Source organism: Nocardioides zeae, from assembly GCF_010686755.1.
GTDB lineage: Bacteria > Actinomycetota > Actinomycetes > Propionibacteriales > Nocardioidaceae > Nocardioides > Nocardioides zeae.
Map to the genome: position 1 here is coordinate 1 of NZ_JAAGXA010000018.1, position 16,371 is coordinate 16,371.

Below are 16,371 nucleotides of genomic sequence, written 5' to 3' on the forward strand. Positions count from 1 at the left end.
GCCGCCGCGCGCGGCCCGGCCCGCACCGTGCCCCGGCCCGCCGCCGGCCCGGCCGCCCTCCGCATGACGGCGGCCGGCGACGGCGGGCTGCGCCGCGCCTCGGTCCGCGTCGGCCTGACGGGTCGCGGACGCCGCTCCGCCACCGTCGCGGGCGACCCCTTCTCGAGCGTCGCGCTCACCTGGAGCTCCGGCTCGCCCGCCCTCTCCGTGCGGGTGCGCAGCCTCGACGGGGTCTGGCAGCCCTGGCAGGGCGTCGGCCACCTCCACGACGGCCCCAGCGTGGGCACGGCGGAGTGGCGGGCGGCGCGGCGCACCTCGGCGACCGGGCTCACCTGGGTCGGCGACGCGGACGCGATCGAGGTCGCGGCCGACGGCCCGGTGGCGGACCTGCGCGTCGAGATGCTCGACGCCACCCCGGCCGAGCTCGCCCCGCCCCGCGTCGCGGCGCGCTCCGCGCCGATGTCGCGCGTCTACAACCGGGCCGAGTGGGGAGCCGACGAGTCGCTGCGGACCGGGGCACCGACGTACCTCACCGGGTTCCAGCAGGTCCACGTGCACCACACGGCGGGTGCGAACAGCTACGCGCTGGCCGACGTGCCGCGGATCCTGCGCTCGATGCTGGCGTACCACACGCAGACGCTGGGCTGGTCCGACATCGGCTACAACCTGCTCGTCGACCGCTTCGGCCGGCCCTACGAGGGGCGGGCCGGCGGCGTCAAGCGCCTCGTCCGCGGCGCGCACACCCTCGGGTTCAACCACAACTCCTGCGGCATCGCGCTGATGGGCAACTACGAGACGGCCAAGCCCCCGGCGGCCGCGGTGCAGCAGCTCGAGGCGCTGGCCGCGTACAAGTTCGACGTGCGGGGGCAGAAGGCGCTCCGGAAGCTGCACGCGGCGTCGGAGGGCAGCGACAAGTACCCGAAGGGCACCGTCGCCTACCTCTGGGCGATGGACGCCCACCGCGACACCAACGACACCGCCTGCCCGGGCAAGCACCTGTACGCCGCGATGAACGACATCCGCACCCGCACGCAGGCGCGGATCGACTCCTACTGACGGGGTGGGAGGGCCGGTCCGGGCAGAACCTAGGATCGGCCCATGACCCACGTGCTGTCCGCCGTCGCCTGGCCCTACGCCAACGGCCCCCGCCACATCGGCCACGTGGCCGGTTTCGGCGTGCCCTCCGACGTCTTCTCGCGCTACATGCGGATGGCCGGCCACGACGTGCTCATGGTCTCGGGCTCCGACGAGCACGGCACGCCCATCCTCATCGCCGCCGACGAGGCCGGCGTGACGGCGCAGGAGCTCGCCGACCGCAACCACCGCCTCATCGTCGAGGACCTCGTCGGGCTGGGCATCTCCTACGACCTCTACACGCGCACGACGACGCGCAACCACTACGCGGTGGTGCAGGAGATGTTCCGCGGGGTGCACGAGAACGGCTACTTCGTCGAGCAGACGACGTACGGCGCGATCTCGCCCTCGACGGGCCGCACGCTGCCGGACCGCTACATCGAGGGCACGTGCCCGATCTGCAAGACGCCGGGTGCCCGTGGCGACCAGTGCGACGCGTGCGGCAACCAGCTCGACCCGGCCGACCTCATCGACCCGGTGTCGCGGATCAACGGCGAGACGCCCGAGTTCGTCGAGACGCAGCACTTCTTCCTCGACCTGCCGGCGCTCGCCGAGGCGCTGGGGGAGTGGCTCGACGAGCGCGAGGCGACGGGCCTGTGGCGTCCCAACGTCATCCGCTTCTCGAAGAACATCCTCTCCGAGATCCGCCCCCGGGCGATGACGCGCGACATCGACTGGGGCATCCCGGTGCCGCTCGACGGCTGGCGCGACAACCCGACGAAGAAGCTGTACGTCTGGTTCGACGCCGTCATCGGTTACCTCTCGGCGTCGATCGAGTGGGCGCGGCGGTCCGGCGACCCCGAGGCGTGGCGGCAGTGGTGGAACGCCCCCGCCGAGGGTGGGGCGCAGGACGCCTACTACTTCATGGGCAAGGACAACATCACCTTCCACAGCCAGATCTGGCCGGCGGAGATGCTGGCCTACGCGGGGAAGGGCGACAAGGGCGGGACGCCCGGGCCGTACGGCGAGCTGACCCTGCCGACCGAGGTGGTCTCGAGCGAGTTCCTGACGATGGAGGGCCGGAAGTTCTCGTCGTCGAAGAAGATCGTCATCTACGTGCGGGACCTGCTGAGCCGCTATCAGCCGGACGCGTTCCGCTACTTCGTGGCGGCCGCCGGCCCCGAGACCCAGGACAGCGACTTCACGTGGGCCGAGTTCGTGCGGCGCACCAACGACGAGCTCGTGGCCGGCTGGGGCAACCTGGTCAACCGCACCGCGACGCTGGTGGCGAAGAACTTCGGCGCGATCCCGCCGGCCGGGCCGTTCGAGGAGGCCGACGTCGCCCTGCTCGCGAAGGTCGAGGAGACCTTCGACGTGGTCGGCGACCTCATCGGCCGCCACCGGCAGAAGGCCGCGATCGCGGAGGCGATGAAGACGGTCGGCGAGGTCAACAAGTACGTCACCGACACCGCCCCCTGGACCCTCAAGGGCGACGAGCAGCGCGAGCGCCTCGGCACCGTGCTGCACGTCATGGTGCAGGCCGTCGCGGACCTCAACGCGATCCTCTCCCCGTTCCTGCCGTTCTCGGCGAACGCCGTCGACGCCGTGCTCGGCGGGGCGGGGGACCTGCAGCCGATGCCCCGCGCCGAGGAGGTCACCGACCTCGACGACGAGAGCCGCGGCTACCCGGTCATCACCGGCGACTACACCGGCATCCGCGCCTGGGGTCGGCAGCCGGTCGAGGTCGGCACGCCGATCGAGAAGCCGACGCCCGTGTTCGTGAAGCTCGACGCCGCGATCGTCGACGAGGAGCTCGCGCGCCTGGAGGGCTGAGGGGTCCGGGCCCCTCCCGATGTAACGCGGTGTCCGGGCAACTGTGCACGTGGTCTACCACCTCCACAGTGACCTGAACACCGCGTTACACGTGCTGGGGGATGTCGAGCTCCACCACCTGTACGTCGCGGATGCGCGCCCACTGCTCGTCCGGGGGACCGCTGCTGCGGAAGGCGTCGAGGTCGGCGCGGCTGGCCCAGCGCTCCACGACGGCGACCCGGTCGGGCTCGAGCGGATCGGCGGCGACGACGAAGTCGAGGCAGCCCGGCGCCGCGCGGGCCTGGCACACGACCTCGACGCAGTCCGCGACGTACGCGTCCCGGTCGTCCTCCGCGACCCGCAGGTGTCCGACTACGACGATCTGGTTGCTCATGCGAGGTTCGACCTGGCGCTGCTCGGGGACTCATCGGCGCCTGCCGGGGAAAGAAAACGCGGACCGGTCTTCGCGGCGGGCAAAGAAAACGCGGACCCGAGGGACCGACACGCCGAGGCCCGGGGTCGACCGGTCCGCGTTTACTTTCCCCGGCGCGCACTTTCCTCGGCGGCGGAACTCTCCTCGTCCCCTCGGGCGTCTCCTGCCAGAAGGCCGGCGACCGAGGGGAGCAGCCGTGGGGGAGCAGACCGAGGACGCGCGGGCGAGCCGAGGGCCGCGTACGCCGCGGGGTCGCGTCGTGCTTGGCGCTGCGGCTGGCGCCCTGGCCCTGGTCGGGGCGGTGCTCGTCGCGGTGCAGGTGACCGCCGGAGATCCGGCGCCGGACGACCGGACCGATGCCGGGGCGATGACCGCGCGGGTCGACGGGGCGATCGCACCGCGGGACGGCTGGCGCTGGATCGAGCGCGGCAGCGTGGCGGTGCAGGTGCCCGAGGAGTGGGCGGAGGTGTCGCTGACCTGTGGTAGTGCTTGGGACGGGGGCGCGCCGGCTGTCGCCAACGTCATGCTGGGGGCCTACGCGGTCGTCGCGGACTGCGCACGTGTGCTCGATCCGAGCGATGTCGTGGCCGACCCGGTGACGAAGGAGGCGTTCCCGCCCGTCGCCTCGTCGCTGTGGCGGACTCTGCTGATCGTCGAGGACGTCGAAACCGTCCACGATGATGACCGCCCCTCGGACGTCGATGTGCCGGACGGCATCTACACCTACGCGGGCTGGACGCTCCACCGCACGACCTACGACCAGGTGCGCGTGACCCTCCTCCACGACGAGGAACACGCAGACGTGGCGTCACTCGTCCTCTCCTCGCTGACCGAGGGCGACCTCAGCCCGTCGGGATGCCGGCCGATCGAGGACTTCGGCCAGCAGCGACACCAGGCGCTCGCACCCGGCGACGTGGTGCGGGCCGGCACGGTGTGCGGCTACACCTCGTATCCCCGGCCCCGAGGTGAATCGCGCGTCCATGGACTGCTGGCCTCTCGACGCCTCGACACCGACGGGGCGTCCACGTTGGTGGCCGGGCTGAGTTCGGCGCCCACGCTCCCGGCTGATCCCGAACCGTGCGCCTACCGCGACGACCTCGCCTACGTCCAGCTCGTCCGCCTCTTCCTCACCGACGGCGGCGTGCGGGAGCTCGAGGTGCCGGTGGTTGACTGCGCGGTGCAGTTCGACGGGGGCTGGCGGGTCCTCACCGACGACGCCGCGCGCTACCTGGTGGACGTCCCGCGCTGACGAAGCGATCCACCGCACTGCTCCGGCGGACGGAACGGTGCGCTCCACCTCGGGCGTCTCCCGCCGAGACGCCGGACGATCGAGGGGAGCAGCCGTGGGGGAGCAGACCGAGGACGCGCGGGGGAGCCGAGGGCCGCGTACGCCGCGGGGTCGCGTCGTGCTCGGCGCCGCGGCGGCCGTCGTGGCCCTGGTCGGAGGCATGGTCCTCGCGGTCGAGCTGACCGCATCCGAGCCGGGCCCCGGAGCCCCGGCAGCGGCCGGGGCGACGGCCGAGCGGGTCGACGGCGCCATCGCCCCGCGGGACGGCTGGCGGTGGATCGAGCGCGGCAGCGTCGCGGTGCAGGTGCCCGAGGAGTGGGAGTCCGTGTCGTTGACGTGCGGCGGCGCGTGGGACGGGGGAGCGCCGGCGGTGGCGAGCGCCGGGCGCGGGGACTACGCCGTCACCGCCGACTGCATGACCACGCCCGGCCGTGACCCGCTCGCCAGCGACCCCGTGACCGACGCGGCTTTCCCGCCCGTGGCGGAGGACCTCTGGCGCACGATCCTCATCGTCGAGGACGCCAACATCGAGTACGACGGCAGCTACGGCGAGCCCCCCGTCCCGGACGGCACCTACGCCTACGACGGGTGGACCCTCACCCGGGCGACCTTCGGCGACGCGCGCGTGAACCTCCTCGTCCGGCCCGGCGATGAGGCAGCTGCGTCCGCGGTGCTCGCCACCGTCGCGACCGGCGACCTCAGTCCGTCGGGATGCCGCCGCAGCGAGGAGTTCGGCCAGGACCGGGACCAGCCGGCCACAGGGCCTGACGGCGTGGCCGCAGCGACGACGTGCGGCTACTACGTCTTCTCGGAGGACCGAGGTGGCCGCGAGGTCCACGCGATGCAGAGCGCACGGCGACTGGGCCAGGCCGCCGCCGTCGACCTCGCCGAGGCCCTGGAGGAGGCACCGCCCCGCGCGACGCTGCCCGAGGTGTGCGAGCCCCAGTTCGCCGTCCCCGTCCTCCAGGTGGTCCGCGTCTTCCAGACCGACGGCAGGGTGCGCGAGCACGAGGTGGACGTCGCCCGCTGCGCCGTCGAGGTCGACGGCACGTGGCGCGCCCTGACCGACGACGTCTTGTCGTCCCTGGCCCAGGACCCCGGGTGGTGACCGGCTCGCCCAGTGCGGTGGATCGCTGACCGCATGGGGCTCAGCGATCCACCGCACTGTCTCGTCCGTCGGCGCTGACCCGCCCACTACGCTCGCACCCGTGCTGCATCCCCAGGCCCGGGCCGCGCTCGCGGCGGCCGCCGGCGAGACCCCCGTCCACGACCCCGCCTTCGACATCGCCGACGTGCGCGAGGCCGCGCGTCTCGAGGCGTTGCGCCAGCCGCGCGAGGACGTCGCCGAGGTGCGCGACGTCGACGCCGGCGGCGTGCCGTGCCGGCTCTACCGGCCCGCCGACGCCCGTCCCGGTGTCGTGGTCCACCTCCACGGCGGCGGGTTCGTCCTCAACGACGTCGACGTGCACGACGCGGCCGTCCGCGCGTTCGCGAACCGCGCCGGCATCGCGGTCCTGAGCGTGGAGTACCGGCGCCCGCCCGAGCACCGCTTCCCGGCGGCGCCCGACGACGTCGACGCCGTGGTCGCGTGGCTGGACGCGCACGCGGAGGCCGAGGGCCTCGCCGGCCCGACGGTCGTCCACGGCGACTCCGCGGGCGGCAACCTCGCGCTCGTCGCGGCGCTGCGTCACCCGGGCCGGTTCGCGGCGACGGTGCTCATCTACCCGTTCCTCGACCCGTCGGCGTCCTACGCGAGCTACCGCACGGAGACCCACGGCTTCGACCCGCGGGAGGCGGCCTGGTACTGGGAGCAGTACGCCGCCACCCCCGCCGACCTCGAGCACCCCGACCTCGCGCCGCTGCGCTCCGACCGGCTCGGCACGCTGCCGCCGACGCTGGTCGTCACCGCCGAGCACGACCCGCTGCGCGACGAGGGCGAGGACCTCGCGGCCCGCCTCGCCGAGGTCGGCGTGACGGTCGTGGGCACCCGCTACCTCGGCCAGCTCCACGGCTTCTGGCGCCACACCGCGGCGTACGACGCGGCCGAGCCGCTCATGTGGCAGGTCGCGGGCTTCCTGCGCCAGCACGCCTGAGAGGATCCCGCCATGCGCGTTCACCTCGGTTCCGACCACGCCGGCCTCGAGCTCAAGGACCACCTCCTCAACTGGCTCGCCGACAACGGCTACGAGGCCGTCGACCACGGTCCGTTCGTCTTCGACGCCGTCGACGACTACCCCGTCTTCTGCCTGCGGGCCGCCGAGGCGGTCGCCGCCGAGCAGGCGGAGGGCGCCGACAGCCTCGGCGTCGTCATCGGCGGCTCGGGCAACGGCGAGCAGATGGCGGCCAACAAGGTGATCGGCGTCCGCGCCGCGCTCGTGTGGTCGGAGGCCACGGCGGTGCTGGCGCGCGAGCACAACGACGCCAACGTCATCTCCGTCGGCGGTCGTCAGCACAGCCTCGAGGACATGACCCGTTTCGTCGAGGTCTTCCTCTCGACCCCCTTCAGCGACGAGGAGCGGCACGTGCGACGCATCGCGCAGATGGGCGACTACGAGGTCACCCGCGAGCTGCCCCCGCTGCCGGCCTCCGCCCTCGGCGGCGGCAGCGACGCCAGCGGCTCCAGCGACTCCGAGGCCTGAGACCGCGTGCCCGAGGGGCACACCCTCCACCGCCTCGCCGGCACGCTCGAGGACGCGTTCCGCGGCCGGGTCGTGCGCGTCACGAGCCCGCAGGGCCGGTTCGCCACGGAGGCGGCCGCCCTCGACGGCGCCACGTTCGAGGGCGCGGAGGCCTGGGGCAAGCACCTGTTCTGCGACCTCGGCGCCGACCGCTACGTCCACGTGCACCTCGGGCTCTACGGCAAGCACGACGTCCACGTGGACGTCGTGGGGGAGGTCCCGCCGCCCGTCGGCCAGGTGCGCATGCGCCTGGTGGCGGGCGGTGACGGCCGTTCCGCGGCGTACGCCGACCTCCGCGGCGCCACCGCCTGCGAGCTGGTGACGGGGGCCGGGCGGGCGGCGATCGTCGCGCGCCTCGGTCCCGACCCGTTGCGCGAGGACGCCGAGCCCGCGCGTGCCTGGGCGCGGATCGAGCGCAGCCGCACCCCGATCGCCGCGCTGCTCATGGACCAGAAGGTGCTGGCCGGCGTCGGCAACGTCTACCGCGCCGAGGTGCTGTTCCGGCACCGCCTCGACCCGTACCGCCCGGGCACCAGCCTCCGCCGCCGCCAGTACGACGCGGTCTGGGCCGACCTCGTCGACCTGATGCGCGAGGGCGTGCGGACGGGGCGCATCGACACGGTGCGGCCCGAGCACACCCCGGAGGCGATGGGGAGGGAGCCGCGGAGGGACGACCACGGCGGCGAGGTCTACGTGTATCGCCGCACCGGCCAGCCGTGCTTCGTGTGCGGCACGTCCGTGCGGACCGCCGAGCTCGTCGCCCGCAACCTCTTCTGGTGTCCGCGATGCCAACGCGCGCACGTGTCCCGATCCGTACAGTGAGGGAGTCGAGACGAGGAGGTCGCCGTGATGGTGGTCGACACGCCTCCGTCGAGCCTGGTTCCACCGCCGGCCCCGCGGAGGCGGACGGTGCGTGATCTGAAGCGCCAGCTCGCGGCGAACCGTGCGCTCGTGCTCCTCGTGGTCGCGACCGTGCTGGTGGGCGTCCTCGTCGCTGCCGCGCCCACGCAGGTCCCGCTCAACGTGCTGACGGTGCCGATGATCGTGTCGACGCTGGTGCTCCGGCCCCGACAGCTCGCGCGCTTCACCAGCTTCGCGCTGCTGGTCCTCTTCCTCGCGACCACGCAGCAGCCGGAGTTCACGCCGCGGCTGTGGGCCTCGGTCGCGACGTACACCGTGATCGGCCTCGTCGTGCTCGTCATCTCCCTGCGGCGCGTGCGTCTCGGGCTCGGTGGCGCGGAGGGGGAGGCGATGCTCCTCGACCTGCGGGAGCGGATCCAGGCCCAGGGCCGCTTGCCCCGGCTGCCCGACGGCTGGTCGGCGGACGCTGTCGTGCGGACGGCGGAGGGGACAGGGTTCAGTGGCGACTTCTTCTGCTTCGACCGCTCGGAGACCACGGGCACGCTGGAGGCCGTGCTCGTCGACGTGTCCGGCAAGGGGGTACGCGCCGGCACCCGCTCGCTGCAGCTCTCGAGCGCGTTCAACGGACTCGTCGGCGCGGTGAGCTCCGACCGCCTGGTCCCGGCGGCCAACCAGTTCCTCCTGCGCCAGCAGTGGACGGAGGGGTTCGCGACGGCCGTGCACGTCTCGGTCGACCTCACGACGGGCGCGGCGACCGTGTACACCGCGGGGCACCCCCCGGCGCTCGTGGTGCGCAGCTGCGGCGAGGTGCAGCGCGTCGACCTCTCGGGCCCGCTGCTCGGCGTCGTGCCCGACGCGGCGTACCCGCCGGTGACCTTCGAGCTGCAGCCGGGGGACGCGATCGTGGCCTACACCGACGGGGTGGTCGAGGACGCGGGCACGGACCTGGACGACGGGATCGCCCGCCTGAGCGCGCTGCTGCTCGCGCACCGCGGCGACGGTGCGGAAGGCCTCGCGCAGCGGGTGCTCGACGACCTCGGACCGATCGCGGACGACTGCGCCCTCTTCGTGCTGCGGCGCTCGACGGCACCCTGAGCCCCGCCGGGGCTGGGTTGGGGGCCTCCGGGCGCCATGTGGCACGATGACGTTCGCGTGCGTGCGTCCGGGTTCCCGGGCGCGTCGGCACGCGCGCGGATGTAGCTCAATGGTAGAGCCTCAGTCTTCCAAACTGATTACGCGGGTTCGATTCCCGTCATCCGCTCCAAGTGTGGTCGACGTGGACCCGTTCGTGCAGGTCAACGCCTGTGCGGCCGGCCTTCGCCGGCCCTCTTGGCGGGGCGTAGCGTAGTGGCTAGCGCGCCTGCTTTGGGAGCAGGAGATCGCAGGTTCGAGTCCTGTCGCCCCGACCGCAACCGAGCTGCACCGCTGAAGTCCGACCACGAGGAGAACCACCTGTGAAGAGCGCCGTCGAGTCCTTGAGCCCCACCCGGGCCAAGCTCACCGTTGAGGTGCCCTTCGACGAGCTCAAGCCGAGCCTCGACAAGGCGTACAAGACCATCGCCCAGCAGATCAACGTCCCCGGCTTCCGCCGCGGCAAGGTCCCGCCGGCCGTCATCGACCGCCAGGTCGGCCGCGGCGCGGTCCTGGACCAGGCGATCAACGAGGCGCTGCCGAAGGTGTACGTCGAGGCCCTGCGCGAGAACTCGCTCGAGCCCCTGGCCCAGCCCGAGATCGAGGTGACGCGGCTCGAGGACAAGGAGCTGCTCGAGTTCACCGCCGAGGTCGACATCAAGCCGGAGATCGAGCTGCCGGACTACGACGGCCTCGAGGCGAAGGTCGAGGACCTGACGGTCACCGACGAGGACGTCGAGGAGCAGCTCGGCAACCTCCGCGAGCGCTTCGGCACCCTCGCGGACGTCGAGCGCCCCGCCGCCGACGGCGACTTCGTCTCCATCGACCTCGTGGCCACCAAGGACGGCGAGGTCGTCCCGGGTGCCGAGGTCGCGGGCATGTCCTACCAGGTCGGCCGCGGCGGGATGCTCGACGGCCTCGACGAGGCCCTCACCGGCCTGTCCGCCGGCGAGTCGGCCGAGTTCACCTCGCAGCTGGTCGGCGGCGACCTCGTCGGCGAGGACGTCGCCGTCAAGGTGACCGTCAACGGCGTGCAGGAGCAGGAGCTCCCCGAGCTCGACGACGACTTCGCGCAGACCGCGTCGGAGTTCGACACCGTCGAGGAGCTGCGCGAGGACGTGCGCACGCGCCTCACCCGCGGCAAGCGCCTGGAGCAGGCGACCGAGGCCCGCGACGCGGTGCTCGAGGCGCTGCTCGAGAAGGTCTCCGTGCCGCTGCCCGAGACGATGGTCACCGACGAGCTCAACGCCCGTCGCGAGGGCGTCGAGCAGCAGCTCGCGATGGCCGGCATCACGATGGAGAAGTACCTCGAGGACGAGGGCCAGACCATCGAGGAGTTCGAGGCGGACCTCGAGCGTCGGGTGCGTGACGCCGTCGCCGCGCAGTTCCTCCTCGACGAGATCGCCAAGCGCGAGGAGCTGGGCGTCGAGCAGAACGACCTGAGCCAGCACATCGTGCGTCGCGCCCAGCAGTCCGGTCAGGACCCGCAGGAGTTCGCGAACCACATGTTCGAGCACAACCACATCCCCGAGCTCGTGCAGGAGATCCTGCGCGGCAAGGCGCTGGCGACGCTCGTCGAGTCGGCCGTCGTGACCGACGCGTCCGGCAACCACGTCGAGCTGAAGAACCTGCGTCCCGACGGCTCCATCGGCGAGCCCGAGGCGGAGGCCGAGGCGGCGGAGGCGGAGCCCGAGTCGGCCGAGGCGGAGCCCGAGGCTGCGGAGGCCGAGCAGGCCGACGCGGACAAGTGAGCCGACACTCCGAGATGAGCTGATGTCCGGCGGGGGACACGGATGACGCGCGAGCGGGCGGGCGACAGCACCGATGGTGCCTGGCGTCCGCCCGCTGCTGCGTCCGAGCGGGCCGAGGCCCGTCGTGAGCCCGAGGACGTCCCGGGGTACGTCGAGCTGACCGAGGTCGGCCGGGGCGGCGACTCCGTGGTCTACCGGGCGCGGCAGGTCAGCCCGCACCGGGTCGTCGCGATCAAGGTGCTCGGCACCGACGACGACGGTCGGGTCGCCCGCTTCCGGCGCGAGGTCGACATCACGATCGAGCTGGGACGCCAGCACCCCAACATCGTCAACCTCCTCGACGTCGGCACCACGGGGGCCGGACGCCCCTACCTGGTGATGGACTTCGTCGAGGCCGGCACCGTCCACGACCGGCTGCGTCAGCAGGGTCCGCTGCCGGTGCACGAGATCCTCGAGATCGGCTACGTCCTCGCCGACGCGCTCGCCTTCGCCCACGAGCGCGGCGTGCTGCACCGCGACGTGAAGCCGCAGAACGTGCTGGTGCTGCCGACCACGTGGGTGCTCGCCGACTTCGGCATCGCCCGCCTCGCCGGCTCGGAGCACACCGCGTCGGTCGAGACCTTCACCTACCGCCACGCCGCACCGCAGGTGCTCGACGGCGAGAAGCCGTCCCGCGCCGACGACCTCTGGTCGCTCGGCTCCACCCTCTTCACCCTCCTCGACGGCCGCCCGCCGTTCGCCAGCGACGACCCCGACGAGGACTCGGCGCTCGCCTACATCCGCCGGGCCCGCACGGAGCCCCACCGCCACCTCTCCGCCGAGGGCGCCGAGCGCGTCGCCGAGGTCATCGACCGCTGCCTGCAGAAGGACCCCGCGCAGCGGTGGCCCGACGCGGCCTCCCTGCGGGACGCGTTCGCGGCCCTCCGCACGAGCGCGTGGCTCCCCGACGGCGCCCCGGCCCGCCCCACCCCGTCCCCGGCCCCCGTCCCGCCGGCGCCCGCCGGGCAACCCACGGCGCCCCGCCCGGCGTCGCCGGCTCCCGCGGAGGCCGCTCCGAGCCCGAGTCCCAGCCCGGCCCCCAGCCCGGCCCCCAGCCCGGCCCCCAGCCCGGCCCCCAGCCCGGCTCCGAGCCCCGCCGCGGCGGCCCCCGCCCCGGCGGCCGCGTCGCAGCCGTCCCCCGCCATCGCGCCGGTCCCGGTGGAGGAGCCGGCCCCGGCACCCGCGCAGGACGACGCCTGGGCGCCGGGGGCCGATCCCGAGCCGCTCGCCCTGTCCGTCCTCGCGCACTCGCCCGTCCAGCACGAGCCGGACGCGGCCCCGACGGGCACGGGCGGTCTCGTGGCGGGACGCCCCACGGGTGGCGCCGAGGCGGCGGGCCCGCCGCGCGATCCCGCCCCGCCGAGCGCCCCGCCGGCAGCCGAGCCCGCCCCCGACCCGGCACGGAAGCGTCGGCGCAACCTGCTCGTCCTGCTGGCCGTGGTCGCGCTCCTCGCGGGGATGGGACTGACGATCGTCGGCGCCGCGCTGCGGGGCGGTGACGACCCCCGGGAGCCGTCGACGACGGACACGACGGACACGGCGGGCGGCGGCGTGCCGACCGAGACCGGCTCGCCCCCACCACCGCCGGACCTCGAGCCGCGTCCCGACCCCGACCTCGCCGTGCTCTTCACCGACATCGACGCGGTCGGTCTCGACATCGAGATGGCCTGGACCGACCCCAGCGAGGGCGAGGCGGAGTTCTACGTCGCGCAGACGTCGGGACCCGAGGGCACCGTCGTGGACTACAAGGCGATGCTCCCGCCGGGCACGCGCCAGTACGTGCTCCCCGGCGCCCTCGCCGCCGGCGGCCGCCAGTGCTATGCGATCCTGCTGCGCATGCCGACCGGCGAGTTCGGCGTCTCCGACGTCCGCTGCATCACCGCGCCCGACGCCGAGGGCTGACCGCCCGCCGACCGGCTCCGGCGCTCAGCGCCGGAAGACCCGAGGGTCGAGCGCCCAGGCCGGTCGTCGCCACCACGGCAGCGAGCGGCGCAGACCGCGGCGTACGGCGCGGAGCGCGGCCCGTTCGGTCCCGTCGAGCCCGCCGGTCGCGGCCTCCCCGGGCGGGGCGAAGGCGGAGCGGTCCGCAGCGCGGGCCAGGGTGGTGGCCTCGGGGACGCCGTAGGCCATGGCGACCCGGTCGCCGACGCTCGGGGCGGGCTCGGAGGCGCGGGCGGGGGCACCGGCGAGCACGAGCCCGTCGAGCACCTCGGCCCAGGCGCCGCGGGCGCCGCGACGGCGGTGGGCCCACGACCGGACGGCCCGGGCCAGGAGCAGGGCGAGCGGCAGAGCGACGAGCAGCACGCCGCCCGCGGCGTACCAGACGCCGACGGGGAGGCCGGAGCCCCCGCTGGAGCCGGGGCGCTCGTCGTCGAGGGGTCGGGCCTCGGGGTCGGTCGGCGGGGACGCGGGCTCCTCGCTCGGCTGCGCCTCCTCGGGCGGGGCGGTGGGCCGCTCGCCGACGAGGCTCGGGTCGGGCGTCGGGTCGAACGGCACCCAGCCGAGGTCGGTGAAGTAGACCTCCGGCCACGCGATGGCGTGCTCCCCCCGGACGACGCGGGTGCCGTCGCCCTGCTCGTCGCCGGGGCGGAACCCGACGACGACGCGGGTGGGCAGGCCGGTGTGCCGGGCCAGCAGGGCGAAGGCGGTCGCGAACTGCTCGGACGTCCCCTCCTGGGCCCCGGCGGTGCCGGGGGTGCCGAGCAGGAAGTCCTGGATCCGCCACAGGGCCGAGCCGGAGATGGCGCGCTCGCTGAGCGTGCGCCGACCACGCACGGCGTTCTCGATGGCGAGCGCCCGCTGGTAGGGCTTCGTGGTCCCCTGCGCGACCTCCTGGGCGTAGACCCAGAGCTCGTAGGGCAGGTCGGGCGTCTGGAGGTAGCGCTCGAGCGGCAGGTCAGCGGCGGCGGAGGAGTCGGGGTCGGGGACGGCCGCCTCGGGCAGCGCCCCCGGGTCGGGGGCGTCGACCTGCGCGGTGACCTCGTACTCGACCCCGTCGGTCCCCTCGGGACGCAGGAGGGTGCCGGTGCGCGGGTCGACGAGCGCGTCGGTGCCGGAGACGCCGGTGGGGTCGCCGGGGGAGGGGAGCCAGCTGCCGCCGAGGTCGCTGACCCGGACGGCGGTCGTGAACCGCGCCCGCTGGTCGCCGAGCGGCATGACGTCGGTCGCCTCGATGCCCAGCGGGCCGTACTCCGTCGCGGCCCGCCACTGGGCCCCGTCGTAGTCGTCGAGCACGACGAGGCGCAGCGGCGCCACGTCGCCGGAGGTGGTGAAGAGCTCCACGTCGGGGTTCGCGGACCACGCGGCGAGCTGGGGCAACGGGCTCGACGCCTGCGTCTGCAGCATCGGCGGGTCGACGACCGAGCGGGGGTCGAACGGCTCCTGCGCCGGCACGAGGCTCGCGGAGGCGACGACGCCGATGGCGACCACGAGCAGCGGTCCGGCGATGAGGGCCCGCCGCTTCCGGGGCTCGCCGGTCTCGTCGAGCAGCACCCAGCCGAGCACCGCCAGCACGAGGAGGAGCGCGGCGAGCAGGCCGATGCGGTCGCCCTCGCCGCGGGTGAGCAGCGCGCCCGCCGCGTAGAGCACGACCGCGCCGACCACCGGTGCCACGCGGGTCGGGCGGTGGCTGCGCAGCGCGACGAGCAGGCCGACGATGCCGCTGAGCAGCACCGGCACGACGAGCAGGTCGGGTCGGAAGGCCAGGGGCTGCGGCTCGGTGAGGAGCCGGGGGACGGCGTCGCCGACGGTGCCGACCAGCGTGGTGCCCGCACCCGAGGAGAGCACGTAGCCCACCAGCACGAGCAGGCCCGACAGCACCGAGGCGGCGAGCCACCGGGGTACGCCCAACCGCAGCACGAGGCTGAGGAGCACGAAGGGGAGGACGACGGCGCCCACGACGACGAGCGGCATGCGCCACCCGCCCCACGCGGTCGCCAGCGACAGGGCGCCGGCGGCCGGGAGGCTGGCGGCCCACACCAGGGCCGCGGCAGCGGTACGGCGCGGCACCGCCGGCAGCGGCTCCCCGGGCAGCGTCGGGCCGGCTGCGGGGCCGGTCCCGCTCGTCGAGCGGGGCGGGGGCGCGGTCGTCGTGGTCACCCGGCCACCGCCTGGTCCCACTGCGCGGCCAGGCCGAGCGACGAGCCGCCGCGCAGCACCAGCAGGTCACCGTGCTGGCCCGACGCGACGAGCGGTCGCGGGTCGAGCGACAGCACGACCCGGCGCGCGGCACCGCCGAGCAGGGGCGCCAGCTCCCGTTCCTCGGTGCCGGCGCCGGACACGGCGACGACCACGTCGGCGTCGCCGAGACCGTGGCCGCCACGAGATCCGCCGAGCTCGCCGACGGTCCCGATCTCCGCGAGGAGGAGCTCGATCTCGTCCCCGCCCGGGTGGGGCAGCCCGGACGGCGACGCCGGTACGTCGACGGCGTGGCGCCCGCTGACCACGCGGAAGCGCAGCGGGTGACCGCCCGCGACCGCCACGCGGCAGAGCGCGGCCGCGAGCTCCACGGCGTCCTCGAACGGCTCGTCGGTGCCGCGCTGGACGTAGCTGGAGGCGCGGTCGTCGAGCAGCACCCCGACGTGCGGCTCGGCCGGGTCGGCGTCCTCGCGCACCATGAGCGTGCCCGAGCGGGCGCTCGTCGCCCAGTGCAGGCGACGCAGGTCGTCGCCCGGCGTGTACTCGTGGAGGCCGACGAGGTCGGTGCCTCCGACGTCGACGGAGTCGGTCGACCCGGCGACGGCCCGGCGCACCCCGCGCGCCATGTCGTGGAGCGGGATCCGCCGCGGCAGCACCCGGACGGTCTCCACGCCGCCGTGCTCCACGGCGTGGGTGGCCAGGCCGAGCAGGCCGTGCCGACGGAGCACGAGGGGACCGACGGGGACGAGGCCGCGGCGTACGGTCGGGATGTCGTGCACGAGCTCGACCTCCTCGGCCTGGGGCACGTCGGGCAGCCGCACCGGGTGGAGGGTGCCGTCGACGAGGTCGGCCGCCTCGAGGCGGGCCAGCCCGCGGCGACGGTGGCCGGCGAAGCGCAGCGTCGCCCGACACCGGTCGTGGCGTACCACGACGGCCGGCTCGACCCGCCGCTGCAGGGCGACGCGGGCCGGCTGCAGCACCGCCACGAGCTCGACGACGACGAGCGCGAGCAGGCACGCGCCGAGGCCGGCCGCGACCGGGTAGCGGGCGATGAGGCCGAGCAGGAGGAGGGCGAGCCCGAGCGCGGCGACGCCGCGACCGCGGGGGGTGGCGGCCCGCCAGACGACGAGGGCCCGAGAGGGCGCGTGAGCCCCAGTGGTGGCCATC

The 16,371-nt window shown here is 74.5% G+C and carries 13 protein-coding genes and 2 tRNA genes; 12 read left to right on the forward strand and 3 right to left on the reverse strand.

Annotation, left to right across the window (positions count from 1 at the left end; all coding sequences use genetic code 11):
- On the forward strand, positions 1-1,056 hold a 1,056-nt coding region (locus tag G3T38_RS18835; RefSeq protein ID WP_163774115.1), incomplete at its 5' end, for an N-acetylmuramoyl-L-alanine amidase.
- A 42-nt stretch (positions 1,057-1,098) separates the two neighbouring features.
- Positions 1,099-2,907, forward strand: coding sequence for a methionine--tRNA ligase (gene metG / locus G3T38_RS18840; protein ID WP_163774116.1), 1,809 nt, complete (start codon positions 1,099-1,101; stop codon positions 2,905-2,907).
- Positions 2,908-2,992: 85 nt separating this feature from the next.
- Here metG and G3T38_RS18845 read toward each other — a convergent pair whose 3' ends face one another.
- Positions 2,993-3,280 carry a putative quinol monooxygenase gene (locus tag G3T38_RS18845; RefSeq protein WP_163774117.1) on the reverse strand — a complete coding sequence of 96 codons (288 nt, stop codon included), beginning with the start codon at positions 3,278-3,280 and terminating at the stop codon, positions 2,993-2,995.
- A gap of 235 nt (positions 3,281-3,515) precedes the next feature.
- Here G3T38_RS18845 and G3T38_RS18850 point away from each other — a divergent pair, with 235 nt between their 5' ends.
- The 10 genes from G3T38_RS18850 to G3T38_RS18895 all read left to right on the forward strand — a co-directional run bounded on the left by G3T38_RS18850 (position 3,516) and on the right by G3T38_RS18895 (position 12,969).
- Positions 3,516-4,568 (forward strand): hypothetical protein, encoded by a 1,053-nt coding sequence (locus G3T38_RS18850; protein WP_163774118.1) that lies wholly within the window; start codon positions 3,516-3,518, stop codon positions 4,566-4,568.
- 94 nt (positions 4,569-4,662) lie between these two features.
- On the forward strand, positions 4,663-5,715 hold the full coding sequence (locus G3T38_RS18855; RefSeq protein ID WP_163774119.1) for a hypothetical protein: 1,053 nt from the start codon (positions 4,663-4,665) through the stop codon (positions 5,713-5,715).
- Positions 5,716-5,815: 100 nt separating this feature from the next.
- Positions 5,816-6,700, forward strand: a complete 885-nt coding sequence (locus G3T38_RS18860) for an alpha/beta hydrolase fold domain-containing protein (RefSeq protein ID WP_163774120.1) — start codon at positions 5,816-5,818, stop codon at positions 6,698-6,700.
- A 12-nt stretch (positions 6,701-6,712) separates the two neighbouring features.
- Entirely contained in the window at positions 6,713-7,246 is a 534-nt protein-coding gene (locus tag G3T38_RS18865; RefSeq protein ID WP_163774121.1) for a ribose-5-phosphate isomerase, read from the forward strand.
- Positions 7,247-7,252: 6 nt separating this feature from the next.
- Positions 7,253-8,107 (forward strand): DNA-formamidopyrimidine glycosylase family protein, encoded by an 855-nt coding sequence (locus G3T38_RS18870; RefSeq protein WP_163774122.1) that lies wholly within the window; start codon positions 7,253-7,255, stop codon positions 8,105-8,107.
- An 87-nt stretch (positions 8,108-8,194) separates the two neighbouring features.
- Positions 8,195-9,241 carry a SpoIIE family protein phosphatase gene (locus tag G3T38_RS18875; protein WP_163774123.1) on the forward strand — a complete coding sequence of 349 codons (1,047 nt, stop codon included), beginning with the start codon at positions 8,195-8,197 and terminating at the stop codon, positions 9,239-9,241.
- 95 nt (positions 9,242-9,336) lie between these two features.
- Positions 9,337-9,410, forward strand: a tRNA-Gly gene (locus G3T38_RS18880).
- A gap of 69 nt (positions 9,411-9,479) precedes the next feature.
- Positions 9,480-9,552 (forward strand) — tRNA-Pro (locus tag G3T38_RS18885).
- Positions 9,553-9,600: 48 nt separating this feature from the next.
- On the forward strand, positions 9,601-11,028 hold the full coding sequence (tig, locus tag G3T38_RS18890; RefSeq protein ID WP_163774124.1) for a trigger factor: 1,428 nt from the start codon (positions 9,601-9,603) through the stop codon (positions 11,026-11,028).
- Positions 11,029-11,070: 42 nt separating this feature from the next.
- Positions 11,071-12,969: a serine/threonine-protein kinase gene (locus G3T38_RS18895; RefSeq protein WP_163774125.1), complete on the forward strand. Its 1,899-nt coding sequence runs from the start codon at positions 11,071-11,073 to the stop codon at positions 12,967-12,969.
- Positions 12,970-12,993: 24 nt separating this feature from the next.
- Here G3T38_RS18895 and G3T38_RS18900 read toward each other — a convergent pair whose 3' ends face one another.
- Together G3T38_RS18900 and G3T38_RS18905 are read right to left on the reverse strand one after the other, a co-directional pair.
- Complete coding sequence (locus tag G3T38_RS18900; protein ID WP_163774126.1) at positions 12,994-15,165, reverse strand: transglutaminaseTgpA domain-containing protein; 2,172 nt, start codon at positions 15,163-15,165, stop codon at positions 12,994-12,996.
- A complete protein-coding gene (locus G3T38_RS18905) occupies positions 15,162-16,370 on the reverse strand; it encodes a DUF58 domain-containing protein (RefSeq protein WP_163774127.1) in 1,209 nt (402 codons plus the stop codon). The genes G3T38_RS18900 and G3T38_RS18905 overlap by 4 nt, the downstream gene beginning before the upstream one ends.
- Between the last annotated feature and the right edge of the window lies 1 nt (position 16,371).

Bases quoted from the DNA above. Each gene is read 5' to 3' on its own strand.
- G3T38_RS18895 (WP_163774125.1), top strand. From the start codon at position 11,071: ATGACGCGCGAGCGGGCGGGCGACAGCACCGATGGTGCCTGGCGTCCG.
- G3T38_RS18865 (WP_163774121.1), top strand. From the start codon at position 6,713: ATGCGCGTTCACCTCGGTTCCGACCACGCCGGCCTCGAGCTCAAGGAC.
- G3T38_RS18905 (WP_163774127.1), bottom strand. From the start codon at position 16,370: ATGGCCACCACTGGGGCTCACGCGCCCTCTCGGGCCCTCGTCGTCTGG.
- G3T38_RS18845 (WP_163774117.1), bottom strand. From the start codon at position 3,280: ATGAGCAACCAGATCGTCGTAGTCGGACACCTGCGGGTCGCGGAGGAC.
- metG (WP_163774116.1), top strand. From the start codon at position 1,099: ATGACCCACGTGCTGTCCGCCGTCGCCTGGCCCTACGCCAACGGCCCC.